The 19,322-nt window shown below is 35.1% G+C and carries 18 protein-coding genes; 17 read left to right on the top strand and 1 reads right to left on the bottom strand.

Going from position 1 to position 19,322, the window contains the following annotated elements:
* From M899_RS10770 to M899_RS17785, 15 genes are all read left to right on the top strand, one after another.
* Nucleotides 1-1,360, top strand: a 1,360-nt coding sequence (locus M899_RS10770) for an NFACT RNA binding domain-containing protein (protein WP_034728851.1), incomplete at its 5' end; no start/stop codon positions are given.
* Nucleotides 1,361-1,403: 43 nt separating this feature from the next.
* The gene (locus tag M899_RS10765) at nt 1,404-2,222 is read left to right on the top strand and encodes a hypothetical protein (RefSeq protein WP_021271391.1); all 819 of its coding nucleotides are present in this window, start codon (nt 1,404-1,406) and stop codon (nt 2,220-2,222) included.
* Entirely contained in the window at nt 2,222-3,433 is a 1,212-nt protein-coding gene (locus M899_RS10760; protein WP_021271428.1) for a class I SAM-dependent rRNA methyltransferase, read from the top strand. The genes M899_RS10765 and M899_RS10760 overlap by 1 nt, the downstream gene beginning before the upstream one ends.
* Nucleotides 3,430-4,380: an AAA family ATPase gene (locus M899_RS10755; protein ID WP_021271439.1), complete on the top strand. Its 951-nt coding sequence runs from the start codon at nt 3,430-3,432 to the stop codon at nt 4,378-4,380. The genes M899_RS10760 and M899_RS10755 overlap by 4 nt, the downstream gene beginning before the upstream one ends.
* Nucleotides 4,380-5,225, top strand: a complete 846-nt coding sequence (locus M899_RS10750; protein ID WP_021271375.1) for a DUF58 domain-containing protein — start codon at nt 4,380-4,382, stop codon at nt 5,223-5,225. The genes M899_RS10755 and M899_RS10750 overlap by 1 nt, the downstream gene beginning before the upstream one ends.
* Nucleotides 5,226-5,981, top strand: a complete 756-nt coding sequence (locus M899_RS10745; protein WP_021271407.1) for a hypothetical protein — start codon at nt 5,226-5,228, stop codon at nt 5,979-5,981. It begins immediately after the preceding gene.
* Nucleotides 5,978-6,964, top strand: a complete 987-nt coding sequence (locus M899_RS10740; protein ID WP_021271386.1) for a VWA domain-containing protein — start codon at nt 5,978-5,980, stop codon at nt 6,962-6,964. The genes M899_RS10745 and M899_RS10740 overlap by 4 nt, the downstream gene beginning before the upstream one ends.
* The gene (locus M899_RS10735; RefSeq protein WP_034728848.1) at nt 6,964-8,805 is read left to right on the top strand and encodes a VWA domain-containing protein; all 1,842 of its coding nucleotides are present in this window, start codon (nt 6,964-6,966) and stop codon (nt 8,803-8,805) included. Before M899_RS10740 ends, M899_RS10735 begins: the two co-directional genes overlap by 1 nt.
* Complete coding sequence (locus M899_RS10730; protein WP_021271374.1) at nt 8,805-10,436, top strand: BatD family protein; 1,632 nt, start codon at nt 8,805-8,807, stop codon at nt 10,434-10,436. Before M899_RS10735 ends, M899_RS10730 begins: the two co-directional genes overlap by 1 nt.
* On the top strand, nt 10,436-11,368 hold the full coding sequence (locus tag M899_RS10725) for a bifunctional riboflavin kinase/FAD synthetase (protein ID WP_021271424.1): 933 nt from the start codon (nt 10,436-10,438) through the stop codon (nt 11,366-11,368). The genes M899_RS10730 and M899_RS10725 overlap by 1 nt, the downstream gene beginning before the upstream one ends.
* Nucleotides 11,355-12,050 (top strand): shikimate dehydrogenase substrate-binding domain protein, encoded by a 696-nt coding sequence (locus M899_RS10720; protein WP_021271397.1) that lies wholly within the window; start codon nt 11,355-11,357, stop codon nt 12,048-12,050. Before M899_RS10725 ends, M899_RS10720 begins: the two co-directional genes overlap by 14 nt.
* 91 nt (nt 12,051-12,141) lie before the next feature.
* A complete protein-coding gene (locus tag M899_RS10715; protein ID WP_021271402.1) occupies nt 12,142-13,818 on the top strand; it encodes a GspE/PulE family protein in 1,677 nt (558 codons plus the stop codon).
* 11 nt (nt 13,819-13,829) lie between these two features.
* Nucleotides 13,830-14,966 carry a type IV pilus twitching motility protein PilT gene (locus M899_RS10710; RefSeq protein WP_021271481.1) on the top strand — a complete coding sequence of 379 codons (1,137 nt, stop codon included), beginning with the start codon at nt 13,830-13,832 and terminating at the stop codon, nt 14,964-14,966.
* Nucleotides 14,966-16,183 (top strand): type II secretion system F family protein, encoded by a 1,218-nt coding sequence (locus M899_RS10705; protein ID WP_021271470.1) that lies wholly within the window; start codon nt 14,966-14,968, stop codon nt 16,181-16,183. The genes M899_RS10710 and M899_RS10705 overlap by 1 nt, the downstream gene beginning before the upstream one ends.
* A 172-nt stretch (nt 16,184-16,355) precedes the next feature.
* On the top strand, nt 16,356-16,937 hold the full coding sequence (locus M899_RS17785) for a type IV pilin protein (RefSeq protein WP_021271459.1): 582 nt from the start codon (nt 16,356-16,358) through the stop codon (nt 16,935-16,937).
* A 31-nt stretch (nt 16,938-16,968) separates the two neighbouring features.
* On the opposite strand, the gene M899_RS10695 is transcribed toward M899_RS17785, so the two are convergent.
* Nucleotides 16,969-17,691, bottom strand: a complete 723-nt coding sequence (locus M899_RS10695; RefSeq protein WP_021271468.1) for a tetratricopeptide repeat protein — start codon at nt 17,689-17,691, stop codon at nt 16,969-16,971.
* Between M899_RS10695 and M899_RS10690 the strand changes: the two genes are divergently transcribed.
* Nucleotides 17,692-18,555, top strand: coding sequence for an ABC transporter ATP-binding protein (locus M899_RS10690; protein WP_021271456.1), 864 nt, complete (start codon nt 17,692-17,694; stop codon nt 18,553-18,555).
* Entirely contained in the window at nt 18,555-19,322 is a 768-nt protein-coding gene (locus tag M899_RS10685) for an ABC transporter permease (RefSeq protein WP_021271476.1), read from the top strand. The genes M899_RS10690 and M899_RS10685 overlap by 1 nt, the downstream gene beginning before the upstream one ends.

Genomic DNA, 19,322 nt, shown 5'->3' with positions numbered 1-19,322 from the left:
TTATAGTGAAATAGAACAAAATATAAAACAAATTAATAATGAGTTTTGCTATCAAGATAAGCATCTGTTTGGCAAGATACAAAAGCTGTGCAGCACGCCCCATTTTGTCGTCGCGGCCGTACGCCTTCCTGGTAAAACTTTAAATCTCTGTCTAGGACGAGGTGCAGATCACACCGGACCATTTCTAATAGAAAGAGCGCCAAAATCAAATGTTAGAATTCGAGATCAATTTTTAGAGTACCTAAGAAAGTTTTTTAACGGATCAGTTTTAAAGGAAATAGTTTTAGATAAAAATGACAGAATTGTTCACTTTTATACCAAAAGGGAAGAAGATGAGCTCTTTACTTTCTTTTGGAAAGGAAGAGAGCTTTTCTTTAGTCATTTGTACCCGAATATTCATGGATATGAGCTTTTTACCTCTTGGAGAGGGAAAATTGAGGGCTTGTCTTTAGATTTCGAAGAAGCAAAAAAAGCAATTACGGAAGTTTATAATGAATGCGGAAGATCACAAACTGCGATGGAAAGCGCGCAAACTCGTGATGCCATATTTGATATTTCAAAATACGAAAACGATTTAGGGGCCCTGTCTTCAAAATCAGTGAAGAAAAAAGAGAAGTTTCTCGTAAGAAAAATTGCAAATATTAAGGCAGATTTAAAAAAAGTTGAAACAAAAGACAAGCTGATTGAATTGCTTGAATCTGGTGAATGGGCCGTGCCTGAAGGCTATAGAGTTAATATACTTGGGATAAAATTTAAATTTGAATCGGGCCTAAATGAATGGGGGAAAAGAAACCTTATTTATGAAAAAGTGAAGGCATTTAAAAGGGCCGAAGTTATTCTTCGAAAAAGATTGGAAGAAACTCAAAAAGAACAGGAGAAGGTGAGTGAAGGAGAAGAATTGGTTAAGATTCAATTGCCTCCAACAATCACCCCAATTTGGAATAATGTTAAGAAAAAAACGGCCAACAATGATGAGCAAGCGCAATTATATGAATACAAATTTAATAATGGCGTAAAGTTTGCTGTCGGTGCCAAAGATACTGCAAATGATTATTTACGTTCGAAATGGGCCAAGAAAGAAGATTTATGGTTTCACGTTGATGGATACCCAAGTGCACACTTGATAGTAAAAGCAGAGAGTATTAGTCAATTATCACCTGACGATTTGAATATCATAGGTTCTTGCTTGGTCTTTCACAGTAATCTGAATTTAGATAGACCCCCATTGATGTACACACAGGTTAAGAACCTCAAAGGTATTAAAGGTCAGAAGGGCGGCGTCACAATGAAGAAGCAAAAATACTTGAGTGTTTCATTTTTAGATGACTGGAAGGAAAGAATTGCAATTATTGGTGTATAACTAATTGAAAAGTAGAATAGTACATAAATATATTGAGGTATGTATGTATAAAGTCATTCTATTAAATTTTCTAATTTTAATCAGTTCATTTTCATGGGCACAAGATAGTGCAAGAAATCAGATCGAACAATTTGATTTAACATATTATCATCCAGAAAATTTTGGCCTAAGAGATTTAACTTTTGAAATCAGAATAGAAAATCTTCTTGAGCAACTCAATGCAAATAAAACTCTTGGAAAATTAGAAGATGTCTATTTTAAAATTTTTTGGATTTTTCCTGGGCAATATCATATTGAGGTAAATGGCCTACCTAACGGATTCAATGAAATTAAACAACAATTGAGAAATTTAATTAAACCGCGACTTGATTTTGTCATTCCACAAAAGCTACTTGATGGCGTGAGAAGTTATGACCTTTCAATGTCAAAAAGTGGTAACGTTAATATTGTAAAAGCAGAAGACAAGACACATACTCGCCAAGTGAATGAAATCCAACTGAAGTTTGAAGAAAATGGAAAAATGATTGAATACAAAACATCCAGTCCAGTTGGAGTATCTACAACAACGTTTGAACAAAGCAAGAAAAATTGGTCCCATAATAAATGGGTGGCCGACAAGATAATTGTAGAATCAATTCAGGGGATACAAATTGGTAAGGTGATTAGTTCAATTACTTACCTTAATGAAGGTGGATTCGGACTACCTGAAAAAGTTGAAATAGTAACAAAGCATGAAATTGTAGCACCAGAAAAAGATAAGAAAGTTAGAAAAAATATTGCTGAAGATAAAATTATTTATAAATTTTCTAAATACATGGTGAATACAGGTAGTGCGAAAAAAGAAATATTAAAAGGGCAATAATGCGTACTGCAAAACTATCAAAGACTGGTTATAACAAGTTAACCAATGGAGAATTATCATTATACGAAAAAGACTTTGAAAACTTATCAAAGTCTTTCTTTCCAGGTGAGTGGATAAGTGTTGAAAATATCCCAGGTGTTTTTGGCTTTATAAATCCACTTGTCATCAAGGGTCCTATTTTTCGAGTTGTGGGGAAGAAGTCCAACACAAATTTTGACAAAGAAATAGAAGAAGATTTTAGTAAGAAGATATTAGTCAAAAATATAGATAGAGCACTGGCCCGTCGAGCTATGTTTAATAATTTGAAAGATGGATCACGACTAATTTATGGTGATGAGGACTCTTTACCTGGATTGATTGTGGATCAATATCAAAATGTAATTATCCTACAGATTAACACCGCAGGAATTGATAGATATAGATCATTTGTTGCAGATTATTTGGCGAGTAAGCTCGGCGGTGAAGTTACGTTTTTAGATAATAAATCTTACCGCTCTAATGAAGTGCTCCCAGAATATGAAAAAACAAACAAGTCTGGGGTTATAAGTATTTCTGAAAATAATTTTTTATATGAGATCGATTGGTCTCTAATGCAAAAAGTAGGTTATTACTACGATCATAGGATAAATAGAGAGAAGCTTGAAACAGTCCTTATGAAATATACTGGGTCTAAGAAAACTGGTCTTGATTTATTTAGCTACATCGGTAGTTGGGGCCTGCATTGCTTACGTGCTGGTGTTGATCATGTGGATTTTGTAGATCAGGCCAATATGGAAGAAGTAACGAAAAGAAACTTGGAAATAAATGATTTTGCAAAAAGAGGATCATTTACTCGCTCCGATGTGTTTCAGTTTTTAGAAAAAGCAAAGAATTCAGATAAAAAATATGATGTCATTGTGTGCGACCCTCCAGCATTTGCAAAAGATGAGAGTGGTAAAAAGGGTGCACTTCGAGGTTATGAAAGACTCTATAATCTAATCTTTGACATTACTGCGCAATCATCAATCGTTGCAGCTGCATCATGTACACACTATGTATCAATGGATGAGTTAGATAAGTGTGTCCAAAATGCAGCAAAGAAAAAAGGTGTTGAGTTACAGGTTTTAGATTTAGGAATTCAAGGTTTCGATCATCCAATGATGAGTATGACGAGCAAATCAAATTATATAAAATATATTCTATATTATGTTAGAAATGGAGACGGTCAATGAATGAACAACTTCTAGAAAAAGTACATAAAACACTTAATAGTGCAAAGTCGGTTATTTTTGGACAAGATGACTTACTTGATTCAATTATAGCTGCCTTGGTTTGTGAAGGTCACCTTCTTATTGAAGGGATGCCTGGTTTGGGTAAAACACTATCCGTTTCTACAATTAGTAAACTGTGTGATCTATCATTCAAAAGAATTCAATTTACACCAGACCTTCTGCCATCTGATTTGGTTGGTACTATGATTTATAGTCAAAAATCAGAAGAGTTCACAACAAAGTTTGGACCAATCTTTACACAGATTCTTCTGGCCGATGAGATCAACAGATCTCCGGCGAAAGTGCAGGCGGCACTTCTTGAGGCCATGGCCGAGAAACAAGTTACTATTGGAGATGATAGTCATAAGCTTTCTAGCCCTTTTGTCGTTCTTGCAACACAGAACCCTATTGATCAAGAAGGAACTTATCCTCTTCCAGAAGCTCAGCTCGATCGTTTTATGATGAAAGTCTATGTGGATTATCCAGATTTTGATGCTGAAAAGGCAATCCTTGGATTAAAAAATATGTATAACGCTGATCTTGAGGCCGTATTGTCAACAGACGATCTTTTAGCTCTTCAAGAAGTTGTTGATTCAATTTACATTGATGAAAAGATGAAAGATCTAATTGTAAGAATCGTACAAGCAACAAGACCAGGTTCAAAATACTTTAATAAAAAATATGAAGGAATTATTTTGGCCGGAGCATCTCCAAGAGCTTGTATTTGGTTATACAAAATTGGAAAATTTATGGCCTTTCTAGATGGAAAAGACTTTGTCTCTCCTGAACATATTATGAAGATTGTAAAACCTGTTCTTGGTCACAGAATAATTCTTAGCTATGAAGCTTCGATAGATAACTTAAAGTCCGATCAAGTGGCCTTTGAAATAGCGGAAGGACAGATTTAATGAATATAAACGAGGTTCGAAAAACTGTAGCACGAATAAAATCGTCTCTTTTTAGAAACTCGAATTCGTATTCGATTGGAATGCTTCGTTCTCACTTTAAGGGAACGGGGCTACAGTTTAAAGAACATCAAGTTTATGTCCCAGGTGATGACGTTCGTTTCATTGACTGGAAGCTTCTTGCAAAAACAGCAGAGCCCTATATTAAAACTTTTGATGAGGAAAGAAATGTTGAGATTGTAGTTGTAATTGATGCATCTCCAACAATGTTTTTCGGAGATAGGGGAGTAACAAAAGTTCAGGCTTCAATTGAATTATGTTGCTTGCTTTATCTATTAGCTGCTGAAACGAATGATTATGTTCATGCTCTTATTGTTACAGATAGAGTTATTAACGTTCCGAAAAGAAATGGTGACGCCGGAATTGTTGCCTTAGTTTCAACTTTGGAAAAGAGCGGAATTCTGAATGAGAAAGGTGAAGTTGAGCTGGGCTATAGTGAAAAAATGGAAGAGTACGACGAAGTCGAAAGATATAATTCCATCATGAAGCACGTTGGAAGAAAGAGAGAGGTTGTGCTTCTCTCTGATTTTAACGGTTTGATTAGCATGGAACATTTGAAGAGAGTTATTTATCAAAAAAATGTTCACTGTTTTCAAATTTTATCACCAATCGATTATTCATTAAGTGTACCTTATCTCATCAAGAGCACAGGACAGGAAACTGGAAAAAGTAGAAACTATGGAGTTAATTTTAAACGAAATGATTTTCAAGGTCTTCTTGGTAAAAGAGTTAAGAGCTTAGAAGTTGGCGGACGTTATCTTGAAGATTTTATTAAAGAGATGGTGTAGATGAGAATCGTTGCAATATTGGCCTTAATCACATTTTCAATTATAAGTTTCGCCAATGAAAGCATTGGTAAACTAACATTTGAAAATAATCTTGTGAAAGTTGGTGAGAGCAATAAGGCAAAGCTTGAGATTTATCCAATTACAAAAATGGTATTTGAGGATTTGAAGACACTTGAGAATAAAACGTTTTTAGAGTTCTTCAAGGTCGCAAAGGTTGAATCCCTTAAGCAGAATGAGAACAATCCAGAAGTTTGGACAATAGATCTAGAATTAATTTCATTGAAAGAGTTTAGTGTATACGCTCCACACATTTGGAGTTGGAAAGCAATTAATATACCAGTTGAGATGACTAATGATTTAAGGATTTTAAATAATTTTCAGAATGAAAAAAAGATAATTGTTCTCGAATCAAAATCAGTTGAAAAGAAGAATTATACGTGGGTAATTGTTCTTAGCGTTTTGGCCTTGGCAATTTTTGTTGCCATAGTTATTTCAGTTAAAAGTAGAAATGCTCGTTTAATTGCTCAAAATAAATGGAAAGAAATTTTTAATAATATAAATTCTCGAGAGGATTACGAAAGAGTTTATTCTTTGCGTAAAGAATGGCTTACTAAGGTTCCTGAAGATGTACCATGCGTACAAGAGTTTTTCACTGTTATGAACAGCTGTCAGTACAAGAAAGAATGGTCAGATATTGAAAGTCATCAGGTTCAAAATGCTTTCGATGAATTAAAAATAGCGGTCGATAAGGTATGATATACGGACTAGAGTTTAGAGATCCATGGTTTTTATTAATGGGACCGATCGGTTTTTTGATCTGGGCCATAGGTTTCTATAAACCATTTAGAAAAGGGGAGCTTAGGCTACCAAGGAGATACCTAAATGAAAAAGGATTCTTTTCGAAATTTTTTATAACTGTATTGGCCTTTATTGCAATGATGTTACTAGCTGTCGCATTAGCTGTACCTCGCAAGCCTGCCGGATTTGCTAAAAATGATGCCGAATTGAATGATATTTTCTTTGTTGTAGACGTTTCACGTTCAATGTTGGCCGAAGATTTCAAACCAAATAGATTGGAAGTAGCAAAAAGAAAGATTCTTGAATTTATAAAGTTGAGGCCAACAGATAGAATCGGAATAATTATTTTTTCTGAAAAGGTCTATACTCTACTGCCACTTACTACAGACTTAACTCTTATAGAAAAGATTATTGATGAAATTGAAGTAGGTGGATTTCTTGGTGGAGGAACAAATATAGGAGATGCACTTGCTTTAGCCGTCGCTAGGGGGGCTCAATCACTTGCAAAAAATAAAACAGTTATTTTACTTACAGATGGTGTGAGTAACGTTGGGTTTATGACTCCAATGCAAGCAGCAGAAGAGGCCAAAAATCAAAACATGAAAGTTTATACGATTGCGGTTGGTGGGAGTGAGGATGCTCTTATGCCTGTTGGGCAAGTATTTGGTCGCAAGCAGTATCAGACAATCCCTGGTGGAGCAATTGATTTAGAGACATTGAAAAAAATCGCAGACCTTACAGGTGGTAAAGACTTTGTTGCATCTTCTGAGGGATCATTAAAAAATGTTCTAAGTGAAATCGAAAAACTAGAAAAGACAAAAATAGAAATTAGTGGGAAAGTCATTTATACATACAAACACTATGGCTTTTTATTCTGGGGAATTGTCCTTTTTGTCTTAACTGAATTATCAAGAAGACTCGTGTTAAGAGAGGGGGAATGATGGTATTTAATAAATTATCATGGTGGCCAATCTCGCTAGCATCACTACTTATACTGATATATGTGTTCTATAGATATAGACAAAACTTTTTTTACTTCACTAATCGTTATTTTTTTAAAAATGCTACTAGGGCGAGTAAAGTATCATTTTTCTTTCTTATTCTCTCATTATTATCACTTGGGGCAGCGTCGTTAGACCTTCGAGGAAAGCCTGAACGTGTAGAAAGTTCAATACCAGATCAGAAGACGATTATCATAATCGATGCATCAGCAAGTATGCTTGTTGAAGATGTTAGACCTAATCGATTTCAAAAATCGTTACTTATAGCGAGACACTTTATCAAAAATGCAGTTGGTCATCAAATTTCTTTGGTTCTGTTTTCAGATACACAGAGAAAGTTGGTACCGTTCACTGATGATATTGATCTGTTGGATGCAAAGGTTGCTGGTTTAGAGGGAATGGATATTTCATCTGGTGGTTCAAATATCTCAATGGCCATAAATGAATCTTTACAATACTTCAAAGAAGAATCCGGAAGCTCGGATATTACTCAAGGAAATATTCTCGTTTTTACAGATAGTGAAGAAAATGAAGATGAGGCCGCAATCAAGATTCCTGATTCCGTAAACATTGCTTTTGTTGGTGTAGGTACTCTTGGTGGGGGACCAATTCCTTTAAGAGGTCAATATGGTGGATTTCGAGGTTATAAGTCATTTAATGGTGAAAGAGTTATTTCTAAATTGAATGAAAATTATTTGCGTAGTTTAGAAGGGAAAATTAAAAACTTTAAATATTGGATTGTGCAATCGTACAATATTCCAACTGACGAAATCCTGAGTTTCTTTAAAGCAAAATTTCAGATGAGTTTGGCAAAAGGCTCCTCAATTGTACAGCCAGTTGAGATTAAATATACGCTTATTCCTTTCTATTTGTTTTTATTATTTTCAGTGCTGTTTAAGCAGGGACGCTCCTTAAAACACCTCGTACTAGTTTTTGCTATTGTCTCAATGGGGGTTAGGGAAGTACCTGCTCAGGAAGTTGCAGAGAGTAAAGAGGTTATTGCACTCAAAGAAAAAATTGCAAACGATGATGAAAATGAATCCCTTTACATGGAGTTAGCATCTCAGTATTTGAGAGAAAACAATGCTGATAAGGCCGATGTCATCTACAAAGAACGAATTGATGATCAAAGTAAATTTGGCGCAAATGATTTAATTAATTATGGTACAGCACAGCTGTTACAGGGTCGTTTCGCTGAGGCCTTGGATACATTTAAATATGTTGAAAAAAACAAGGTCATGAATGATGAACAAAAGAACGTTGTAAAAAATAACATCGTTAATGCTCAGACTGAAATTGATAAGAAGAAAAAACAAGAAAAAGAAGAGAAAGAGAAGAAAGAGAAAGAAGAAAAAGAAAAGAAAGAACAGGAAGAGAAAAAAGAAGAACAAAAAGAAGATCAGGGCGACGAAAAGAAAGAAGATCAAAAAGAACAACAAGACCAAGATGGGAAAGGTCAAAAAGATAGTAAGAACAATAAAGATCAGAAAAAACCGAATAAAAATAACTCTGATCAAGATAGTGAAGAAAATAAAAAAGAAAAAAAGAAAGAAGATAAAAAAGAAGAGAAGAAAGAGGAAAAAGAAGGGCAAGACAATAAGCCTGAACAAAAACCTCAAAGCTTAGAAGAAAAAGAGAATGATATAAAGAAAAAGAGAAAGATGGTTAAAATTCCAGCTGCGCTCCAGCAGATATTGGATGATGATAAAAATTTACAGAAAAAAATCTTAGAACGAGTCAGAAGTTCCAAGAGTTCAGATAGAGGAAGAAAGGATTGGTAATGAAAAATATACTCTTAATTTTTATCACTATGTGGTCAATCCAATCATTGGCCAATAATTTAACAATTGAAGTAAATCCTGTTCAGCCTGTTGTCGGTGAGCAGTTTTCACTACTTTTTAATATTGAAACTACAGAAAGGGATGAACCTTATATTTCATTTAATCCTGGTACAGCACGTGTCGTCGGAAGAAATAGTGAGGGGCAGTCTGTAATGACATCAATTGTTAATGGTAAGATATCAATCAAAAAAACGATATCGTTTAGATACTCGCTTGTTGCTGAGAAAAGTGGAAATCTTCGAATTTCGGATATTGTAGTTGATCTTGCTGGAACTAAATTAACCCATAAAGATCTGAGATTGACAGTCTTAAAAGAAGCACCAGAGACACCTGATATTTTTGTACTTGCTGTGCCATCTAAGACAGATGTCTTTGTTGGAGAGGGTGTTGATGTTAATTACTATCTTTATACAAGATTAAATGTAATTGCATCTCAGATTAAAGAGTATCCAAAACTTTCAGATTTCGTGAAGAGATTTCAAAACCCCGACGAGAGAACTGAAACTGTAGAATATGGTGGCCGTGTTTTTTATAGGGCCTCAAAGTATATGGCCAGAGTTTATGCTACCGCACCCGGAATTGCGAAAATAGATCCATTGAGATTAGAAGTTAATTACGCCAAGGGTGATCCAAATAGCTTTTTTGGGATGTCGGCCAGAAATATGATGAAGAGAACTCTAACAAGTAAAAAAGTGGAGTTGAATGTAAGGCCTCTGCCTACTGAGAATTTACCGACTAATTTCACTGGTCTTGTTGGAAAACATGATTTCAAGCTAAGTGTTCCAAGAACAAAATACCTTGTAAACGAAGCAGTTGAAGCGAAACTAGAAGTTACAGGAGAAGGGGCTTTAGAAAATTTTAATGCTCCAAAAATTTACAACAGTGAATTTCTTGAAGAATTTGATACAAAGAGTGAGATCGTTCCACTTAATAACCAAGTTGTGAGAAAAGATTTTGAATACACTCTGTTGGCCAGAGATCACTTGCAAATTGATACAAGAGTTGAAACATTTTATTATTTCGATCCTGATGCTGAAAGATATATTGGTGTGGATGTTGAGATTCCTGCAATAGAAGTTGGAGGAAGCGCAAGTGCTTCAGTTAATAAGAATAAACCTACGGAATCTAGAGTTACACAGGAACTTAAAAAAGAGGAAAAAAGAGAAATTAGTCTTCTTGCACCAACTTTTATTGGCTCAGAGGAAAAGGGACTAGCTGTAAATTTCTATTATTTAAACCTAGGGTTCAGTGGAGCCATTCTTTTAATTCTATTATCAATGGTTCGCTTCAGTGTCGTAAGAATTCCTGAAGAAATACAAGAACATTATCATGCTCTGAACAAAGGGCGATATACTTATACTGATATGTTTCAAGTGCTTTCTAAGTTAAACGGTGATGGTGGAGTGCTAACTAAAATTGAAACCTCTGAAATGAACGAGGAATCTAAAAAATATTTTACTCGTTTATATAAAGGTATCGAGCAGGAAGTATTCAAGAATCAAAAGAATACTGTTAATAATAAGATTAAAAGAAAACACCTCAAGGAACTTGAAAGGGTATTGAAGGTCTAATGAAAATTATTAAAAATCTTGGCTCATTAAATGAAGATGGTCATCAGTTTGCAGTTACAATTGGGAATTTTGATGGTGTTCATGTGGGACATCAAACTATATTGAAGACAATACTCGATGATTGTAAAAAAGATGGACTTGAATTAGTTGTTGTAACTTTTGAGCCGCATCCTATTCAAATTTTAAAACCTAGAAATCATTTTCTAATTAATTCATTTACTGAAAAACGCGAATTACTTAGAAATGTTGGAATTAAGTATCTTTGTGAAATTGATTTTTCTCGCGACGTTAGTACGCTAACACCGGGATCATTTTTAGATGAATATATTTTATCATGTAAGGATGTAAAACGTATTTACCTTGGACATGACTTCGCGTTTGGGGCCAACAAGTCTGGAGATCATCAATTTGTCAGAGAATACTGTCAGCCAAAAAATATTGATGTAAAACTTCTGAATGAATTTACTTTGAAAGAAAAATGCGTTTCTTCAACAAAGATAAGAGAAGCGCTATCCCTAGGTTCTGTTGAAGAAGTTTCAAAAATGCTTAATAGAAACTTTTTTATTTCAGGGATGGTTGTGAAAGGAGAAGGACGAGGTCGCAAGATTGGTTTTCCAACTGCCAATATAAGATTTCCTGCAGAACGAATTGTTCCCGCCAAGGGAGTCTATATTACTCGTACTCAGTTAGGAGATCAGGTATGGGATTCATTAACAAATATAGGCAATAATCCGACTTTTAATACTGGAAATGATATTTTTGTAGAGACTCATATCCTAGATTTTGATGGAAATATTTATGGTGATGAAATCACTGTCGAATTTATTAAAAAAATAAGAGACGAGAAAAAGTTTGAAAGTGTGAATCATCTAGTTGATCAAATTAAGAAAGATGAAGTACTAACGAGGGACTTTTTCCGTGGCCAACGATAAAATTAGACTTGGACTTCTAGGAAAAAATATTCAACATTCAAAATCTAAGGCAATGTATGAAAAACTACTGTCTAAAGAAGTTGATTATCATCTTTTTGACTATAATGAAGCCAATGAAATTCCTATGCTTGATGAGTTATTTTCTAAAGTTTCGGGCTTAAGTATAACGACCCCTTATAAAGATCATTTTTTAAGCTCTGTTCAACTTGATTCGCACACTCAAGAACTGGGGGCGATTAATTGTATTGTTAGAAAAGAAAATGGTTATCATGGCCACAATACTGATTATTTGGCGTTAAGGTCAATCGTAGGGGAAAAATTCTCTGGAGATGATACTTTTAAAGTTATTCTTGGAAATGGGGCCATGGCCAAGGTAACGATAAAAGTTTTAGAAGAGTTAGACCTTAAATATAGCCACTTTACGAGAGAAAATTCAGGTGACTTATCGAATCTTGATTTGCTTACTTTAAGAGCGCTTACAAAACCATTAGTTGTTTTTAATGCTTGTTCGAGGAGTTTTTGTTATCAGGGTAAGATATCAAAAGACTCAATCTTTTATGATTTTAACTATTCACTTGATCATCATGCTTCATTGGCCGAAAAATGTGATTATGTAGATGGTTTAGATCTTCTATTAAAACAGGCCGAGTTTGCATTAAAGCTTTGGCGTATTCCTGAGTAAATCTGTTTCCAACAATCATAGTTTGCCTACCTAAATAAGTGTTCAAAAATCCGTTAGAATAGAAGAAAGTGCACAAAAGGTAGAAACAGAAATGTTTAGAAAAGAATTTGCGGATGTTATTGGTAAAACCGGTATGGTTCCTTTAAAGGACTTGCGACCTTTAATGTTGAATAAAGATGCAACCAAAATTTCTGAACTTGATCTTTTAAGATTCGACTTTTTTGATGATGTAAAATTTGCCAAGCAGCTGTCTGAAAACTATAAACTTACATTCATTGATCTTGCCAAAGCAAAAGTACAAGATAAGTATCTTAAACTTGTAAAGAAATCCGATATTGTAAAATATCGCGCGCTACCAATTCAAAAGTCGGCAAAGGCCGTAACTCTTGCGATTTTCGATCCTTCAATTGTTGAGATGAAGGCCGATCTCATCACATTATATCAATATAATATTGAGTTTATCCTCACGAATATTTCGTCTTGGGCGAACATATTTGAGAGGGTTACCGAATCTGTTGATGAGTTATTAGAGACTGTTCGTGAAATTAAAGGTGACAACCTCGATGAACATGTTGAGGTAAAAGAAGAAGATATTGGTGACGATGTTATTCGTTACGTTAATAGAATTTTAGCGGATGCATTCATTAGAAAAGCATCAGATATTCACGTTGAACCTTATGAAAATACCTTTAGGGTAAGGTTCCGTGTTGATGGATCTTTAGCAGAAGTAATTAAACCTCCAAAGAACCTAATGCTGCCGATCATTTCAAGATTAAAGATCATGGCACAATTAGATATTTCAGAGAGAAGAAAGCCACAAGATGGTCGTATTAAGTTGTCCGTTGGTGGTAGACCAATCGATTATAGGGTTTCTTCGTTACCAACTCTTTTTGGAGAGAAGGTTGTACTGCGACTTCTTGACCAGTCGAACTTACAACTTGATATGACAAAGCTAGGGTTTGAGGCCAAACAGCTACAGGTCTTTAAAAATGGTATCCACCAACCGTATGGAATGTGTCTCGTCACAGGCCCAACTGGTTCGGGGAAGACAACGACTCTATATTCTGCACTTTCAGAACTAAACACTGTTGATACCAATATCTCTACAGCAGAAGATCCGGTTGAGTTTAACCTCGAAGGTATCAACCAAGTAAACGTTAGAAAAGAAATTGGTCTAACTTTTGCCGTAGCACTTAAGGCATTTCTTCGACAAGATCCGGATGTCATCATGGTTGGAGAGATCAGGGATTTAGAAGTTGGTGAAACGGCAGTAGAAGCTGCTCTTACTGGTCACTTGGTTCTATCAACTCTTCACACGAACGATGCACCATCTACTGTTACGCGTCTGCTTAACATGGGAATTGAACCCTTTCTTGTAACAGGGTCATTGAATGTAGTGGTTGCACAAAGGCTTTGCCGAAGAATTTGTACAAGCTGTAAAGTTGAAGATCGAGACACAAGTAAAGATGAAATCATTAGTTGTGGAGTTGCTCCATCTTCGGCCGAAAAAATGAAGGTATATAAAGGTGAAGGTTGCGAGAGATGTAATGGCTCTGGTTACAAGGGTCGTGTTGCAATTTATGAAGTAATGGATATTACTCCAGGAGTAAAAGAGTTAATTCTTAAAAATGCATCTTCTGATGAAATCAAAAAACAGGCCATTAAAGATGGTATGAAAACATTGAGAATGAGTGCTTTAACAAAAGTTGCGCTAGGTGAGACTACTTTAAGTGAAGCTATAACGAATTCTAGTGCCGATAAATTTTAACAGGATTAAATATGACTGATGAAAGCTCGTTAACCAAAACTAAGCATGATATTTCAAATGAAGCGCTAAAAGTTCAACAGCTCTTTAAGCTTATGGTTGAAAGTGGTGGTTCAGACTTGCACATTACTGTAGGTACATCACCAGGATTAAGAGTTAATGGTGAAATTGTTCGTGTTAAAATTCCACCCTTAAATGCCCACGATACGAAAAGACTTGTTTATCAAATCCTGACAGATGAGCAAAAGAATGAGTTTGAAAAAAATCTAGAACTCGATTTTTCTTTTGGAATTAAGGGGCTTGCCCGTTTTCGTGCAAATATTTTCTATTCTAAAGGTGGGGTTGCTGCTGTATTTCGTTTAATTCCAAGTGTTATTCCAGATTTTAAGCAATTAAATCTACCGAATATTATGATGTCTATGACAGATATTTCAAACGGCTTGATTCTTGTAACAGGTCCAACTGGTTCTGGTAAATCGACAACTCTTGCTGCTCTTATTGATAGATTAAATCAAATTGAGGCCGGACACATCATTACTTTAGAGGATCCTGTTGAATTTGTTCACTCTCATAAAAACTGTATCGTTAACCAGCGAGAAATCGGTAGAGATTCATTGACATTCAAAAACGCGATTAAGAGTTTACTTCGTCAAGACCCAGATATCGTTCTTGTTGGGGAGTTAAGAGATCCTGAAACAATTGAAGCTGCATTGACTATTGCTGAAACAGGTCACTTGGTTTTTGGTACACTTCACACTAACTCTGCGGTTCAAACCATTAATCGTATCATTAACGTTTTCCCTGCTGATCAGCAGGATCAAATCAGAACTCTTTTATCATTCGTTCTTCAGGGAGTCGTTTCACAGCAGCTGATTCCTAAAAGTTTCGAGCCTGGTCGTGTATGTGCACAGGAAATTTTAATTCCAAATATTGCGATTCGAAATTTGATTCGTGAAGATAAAATTCACCAAATCTATTCTCAAATGCAGGTTGGACAAGAAACTTCTGGGATGATGACAATGAACCAATCATTGAAGAAGTTTTTTGACAAAGGTCTTATTGATAGTGAAACAGCAATTCAGTATTCTACAAACCCAGAAGAGTTACAATCTCAGCTAGGTGGAGGAAGAGGATTAAAAGGTAAAAGATAATGGCAAATTGGCGTTATGAGGGATTAAGCCAAGATGGTAAAAGAGTTGATGGCACAGTTGACGCCAAAGACGAAAGAGATGCTCGAAAAAAATTGAGAGCACAGGGTGTTCGTGTAAAAAAAGTTTTACCTCCTTCATTTCTAGAATTTGATATTGGTCAATGGCTTGAAGATAAAGGTATTGGACAATCATTTGGTCTCATCGAAATTAAAAACTTCACGAAACAATTGGCCATTATGATTTCAGCTGGGGTTCCCATTCTTCAATGTATGGAAATTCTTTATAAATCTGAGAAAAATATCACCCTAAAAAATATTATCAAAGAGGTTGCTAGGGAAGTTGGAGAAGGTAAAACGATCTCTGAGGCCCTAGAAAAACAGAAGGGCTTTGATAAGCTCTATTGCTCTCTTGTAAAGGCCGGGGAAACTGGGGGGATTTTAGATACGATTCTTAATAAGCTTGCTGATCACATGGAAAAACAGCAAAAGACGAGATCACAAATAAAGTCTGCTCTTACTTATCCCGTAATTGTTTCGATTATTGGGGCCGGTGTAATTTGGGCCATGCTTGTTTTTGTTGTTCCTCAATTTACGGGAATGCTTCAAGATACAGGACAAGAGATTCCTGCAATCACTCAATTGGTAATTGATACATCAAACTTTCTTGGTGATTATGCACTAATGTCGATACCAGTTGTTATCGTGTTTGTAGCAGTTATTAAAAACTTTCTACAAACAGAATCTGGTAAAGAGCTATATGATCGCGTTTCGATGAAAGCTCCTGTTTTTGGTGGAATTGTAATTAAAGGAAATTTAGCGTCTTTTTGTAGAACTTTATCTACGATGTTAGGCGCCGGGGTTTCATTAGTAGATGCCCTTGATATCTGTATGCAAACAATTGATAACGTCATTATCAATAAAGACCTTCAGGTTGTTAAAAAAAGTGTTATTGAAGGTAAAACTTTGTCGGAACCGTTAAATAAAATCGCCTATTTTCCCGATATGGTTACCCAAATGATAAAAGTTGGTGAACAGACCGGTGCCGTCGATCAAATGCTTATGAAAGTAGCTATGGTTTTTGAGGATGAGGTTTCAGAACTAGTTGGAAATATGACCAAAATGTTCGAGCCAATTATTATTGTCGTTTTAGGGGGAATTATCGCGGCCATCCTAGTCGCCATGTACTTACCAATGTTCATGAGTGCAGGGGGTAACTAAAAGTAATTTCCATAGGTTATCTTTGCCGAGGTTACCTAAATATGTGATTAGAAATAATATAGTATTAACTCGTGTTATTATTGTCTTAACCACTTCCTAAATTCAAACTCTTAATGTTTGTATGGCGGAAGGGAAAAGCTATCTAAACTAGTTTTTTTGAAGGAGAACGTTTATGAATCACAGAAAGAACGAATCAGGTTTTACCCTGGTGGAGCTAATGGTTGTAGTTGCAATCGTAGGTATTTTATCTGCAGTTGCGATTCCAAACTTTAAGCGCTACCAAGCCAAGTCGAAAACATCGGAAGCTAAGCTTCAATTATCAGCAATCTACTCTGCTCTTACATCTTTGCAAGCAGACTATGATGCCTTTGCAACTTGTCTAGAAGATGCAGGTTATGTTGCTCCAAAAGCAAACAACTACTACTCAGTAGGTTTTGGTGCTGAAAACGCAACTGCTAACGGAATTATCGTTGCCAACGGTGGTACTTGTACTGCTGGTAAATTTCAATTCCCAAATAATAAGAAAGTCGGGGGTTGGGCAATCAATCAAGCTGCTGCTGTAGCTCAGATTACTGTTGACTCTGCATCTAATGCTGGTGGTTTTTCAAGTCCATCCGTAGATGATAACGGTTCATTCTTCCTTGCTGGTGCAATTGGTGCCGTATCTACAGATTCAACTTCAGCTGCTTCATCAGTTAGTCAGTGGACAATTGATGAAAACAAGTCTTTGACTGAAGTTGTAAAAGGTTACTAAGATTTTATTTCGATAAAAAGAAGAGGAGGGGTTAATCCCCTCCTTTTTTTATGCAAAAATTTGTCTGTCCCTGAAGACATAGTTCATTCATCTTAAATTCAATTTCTTTTATTCGATCAGAAACTCTTATGTAGAGATGATTATCTTCTTCGAGATTAAGCAGCATATTCTTTAAAAGTATATAAGAACCAAAAAGATCTCCGCCATTCTGCTTCAGTCTTGCCATAAGAATTGGAAGAAATGGTGGATAATTATTAGTTGAATAAAGTTTTTCGTAAATAGAAAGGGCTTCATCAACTTTTCCTTCTTCGTGAAAAAGATGGAAGCCAAAGTTGAGAAGGAGTTGTGAGTCATTGGGATATTTATCAAGACCTTTTTCATATAAAAGTCTTGCTCCAAGAATATCATCTTTAACAATTGAAAGATAAACTCCACCATAAAGATAAGCTTCGTAAAAGTTTGGTGTTAATTTTGTGATTGTATTGAATCTCAAAAACATCCAAGAATTAAGATCATTTTTCTTATAGTGTTCAAGATCTGAATCAAGCATTGTCTTGGTCCAAAGCAGACTTGAGATTAGTCTTTTTTGTCCAAGAGAAAAAATATTAAGGATATCATCGTTTAGGTTCACTGCCTTGTCTTGGAATGAAACGTTGAGTGATGGCTTTGTGTACTTGCTATTTATTAGGAAACAAACATAAAATAGAAAAGTAACGATGAAAATAAGTGAATAGTCTTTTAGTTTTAGGATCATATGATTAAGTTTAATAAAATTTCAAAAAGTTTTAAATCAGATTTTTGGGGAAAGAGTAATCTGATTCTAAATGATGTTTCTTTTGAAATCGAAAGTGGAAATATTATCGGTTTTCTCGGTGCTAATGGAGCTGGAAAAACGACGACTTTGAAGATTTTGATGGATTTTATTAAGCAAGACTCCGGTGAGGTTGTATTTTCAAAAGAACTTGGAGACAAAAGAACAGAAATTAACCGTTCAATCGGATATTTGCCGGAACATCCTTATTTTTATCCCGACCTTTCTGGTAGGGAATTTTTAAAGTTCTTGATTGAACTAAATGACATAAAATTTGAATCTGTTTTGCGTGAAGTTGATGAATGGACAAAAAAATTAAAAATAGATCATGCCCTAAATAGAAAAATTAGAAGCTATTCTAAAGGAATGTTGCAAAGAATAGGTTTTGTTGCTGCGATTATTCACAAACCCAAGATACTCATTCTTGATGAGCCACTATCTGGTGTTGATCCTGTCGGGCGATCTATTTTGAAGCAGGCCATGCGCGATCTTAATAAAGAAGGGACGACGATCTTTTTTAGTAGTCATATCGTAGCCGATCTTGAAGAGGTCTGTAATAGAGTCATAATTCTTGAAAAAGGTGTCGTTATTTATTCTGGTGATAAAGTTGAGTTGTTGGAAAAACACTCATCGGGTAATTATAAAGTAACCTATCGCCAAGAAGATGGTCTTTCTATTACAAAAACAGTGTTGTCGAAAGACAAAGATCAATTAATTTTAAACCTAGTTAATAATAGTGCTTCAATTGAGTCATTAATATTGGAGACGCCATCTCTAGAAGATGTTGTGTATAACTTGAAAAAATAATGAAAGCATTAACGATAGCAAAATATACATTTATTGAAGTTTTAAAAAGTCGCATCATGTACCTTTCTCTTTTTTTAGGAGCATTGGTCTTTGTCCTCTCATTTGTTGCGAGAGAATTTACATACGGTGTACCTGATCGAGTTACATTAGATGTAGGACTTGGGTTAATTTCCCTTACGGGCGCAGGTTTAGGGGTATTTTTCGGAATTAATATTGTTTCTAAAGAAATTGAAAATAGAACTCTTTATATGGTTCTATCAAGACCAGTGGGTAGGAAATCGTATTTTCTAGGTCGAGTTGTAGGCATGAGTTATGTTCTCATTTTAAATATGATGATTATATCTGCTTTTACTCTTTTAGGTTATGTCACTTTGAAGTCTAATGCTTTTGACTCGTTGATATATTGGGTGATTATAAACTCCTTAATTGAATCGTTAATTATTTTAGTTGTTGCAGTTTTATTTTCTCTAGTTACTAACATGACTATGTCGGCAGTATATTCAATTATTGTCTATGTCATCGGTTATAGCTTGGGTGAGAGTATGAAATTGCAGTATGTTGAAAATCATCCTGGTTTAGGTGTGATTATCAATGTTGCAAACACAGTATTTCCAAATTTTAATAGATTGAATTTGAAAGAATATGTACTCTATAATTCAGGTTTAGATTCAATTTATTTATCTATGAATGTCTTGTATGGCCTTGGATATTTTGTAGCAATTTTACTTTTGGGCCTATTTGTTTTTAATAAAAAAGAGTTGGTTTAA

The organism is Bacteriovorax sp. BSW11_IV, assembly GCF_000447755.1.
Classification (GTDB): domain Bacteria; phylum Bdellovibrionota; class Bacteriovoracia; order Bacteriovoracales; family Bacteriovoracaceae; genus BSW11-IV.
The sequence above is the reverse complement of the archived record's forward strand: the minus strand, read 5'-3'. Positions and strand labels throughout refer to the sequence as shown.

Coding starts and splice junctions, on each gene's coding strand:
- M899_RS10730 (WP_021271374.1), top strand. CDS start 8,805: ATGAAAAATATACTCTTAATTTTTATCACTATGTGGTCAATCCAATCA.
- M899_RS10765 (WP_021271391.1), top strand. CDS start 1,404: ATGTATAAAGTCATTCTATTAAATTTTCTAATTTTAATCAGTTCATTT.
- M899_RS10710 (WP_021271481.1), top strand. CDS start 13,830: ATGACTGATGAAAGCTCGTTAACCAAAACTAAGCATGATATTTCAAAT.
- M899_RS10705 (WP_021271470.1), top strand. CDS start 14,966: ATGGCAAATTGGCGTTATGAGGGATTAAGCCAAGATGGTAAAAGAGTT.
- M899_RS10750 (WP_021271375.1), top strand. CDS start 4,380: ATGAATATAAACGAGGTTCGAAAAACTGTAGCACGAATAAAATCGTCT.
- M899_RS10735 (WP_034728848.1), top strand. CDS start 6,964: ATGGTATTTAATAAATTATCATGGTGGCCAATCTCGCTAGCATCACTA.
- M899_RS10690 (WP_021271456.1), top strand. CDS start 17,692: ATGATTAAGTTTAATAAAATTTCAAAAAGTTTTAAATCAGATTTTTGG.
- M899_RS10745 (WP_021271407.1), top strand. CDS start 5,226: ATGAGAATCGTTGCAATATTGGCCTTAATCACATTTTCAATTATAAGT.
- M899_RS10755 (WP_021271439.1), top strand. CDS start 3,430: ATGAATGAACAACTTCTAGAAAAAGTACATAAAACACTTAATAGTGCA.
- M899_RS10715 (WP_021271402.1), top strand. CDS start 12,142: ATGTTTAGAAAAGAATTTGCGGATGTTATTGGTAAAACCGGTATGGTT.
- M899_RS10725 (WP_021271424.1), top strand. CDS start 10,436: ATGAAAATTATTAAAAATCTTGGCTCATTAAATGAAGATGGTCATCAG.
- M899_RS10695 (WP_021271468.1), bottom strand. CDS start 17,691: ATGATCCTAAAACTAAAAGACTATTCACTTATTTTCATCGTTACTTTT.
- M899_RS10760 (WP_021271428.1), top strand. CDS start 2,222: ATGCGTACTGCAAAACTATCAAAGACTGGTTATAACAAGTTAACCAAT.
- M899_RS10740 (WP_021271386.1), top strand. CDS start 5,978: ATGATATACGGACTAGAGTTTAGAGATCCATGGTTTTTATTAATGGGA.
- M899_RS17785 (WP_021271459.1), top strand. CDS start 16,356: ATGAATCACAGAAAGAACGAATCAGGTTTTACCCTGGTGGAGCTAATG.
- M899_RS10685 (WP_021271476.1), top strand. CDS start 18,555: ATGAAAGCATTAACGATAGCAAAATATACATTTATTGAAGTTTTAAAA.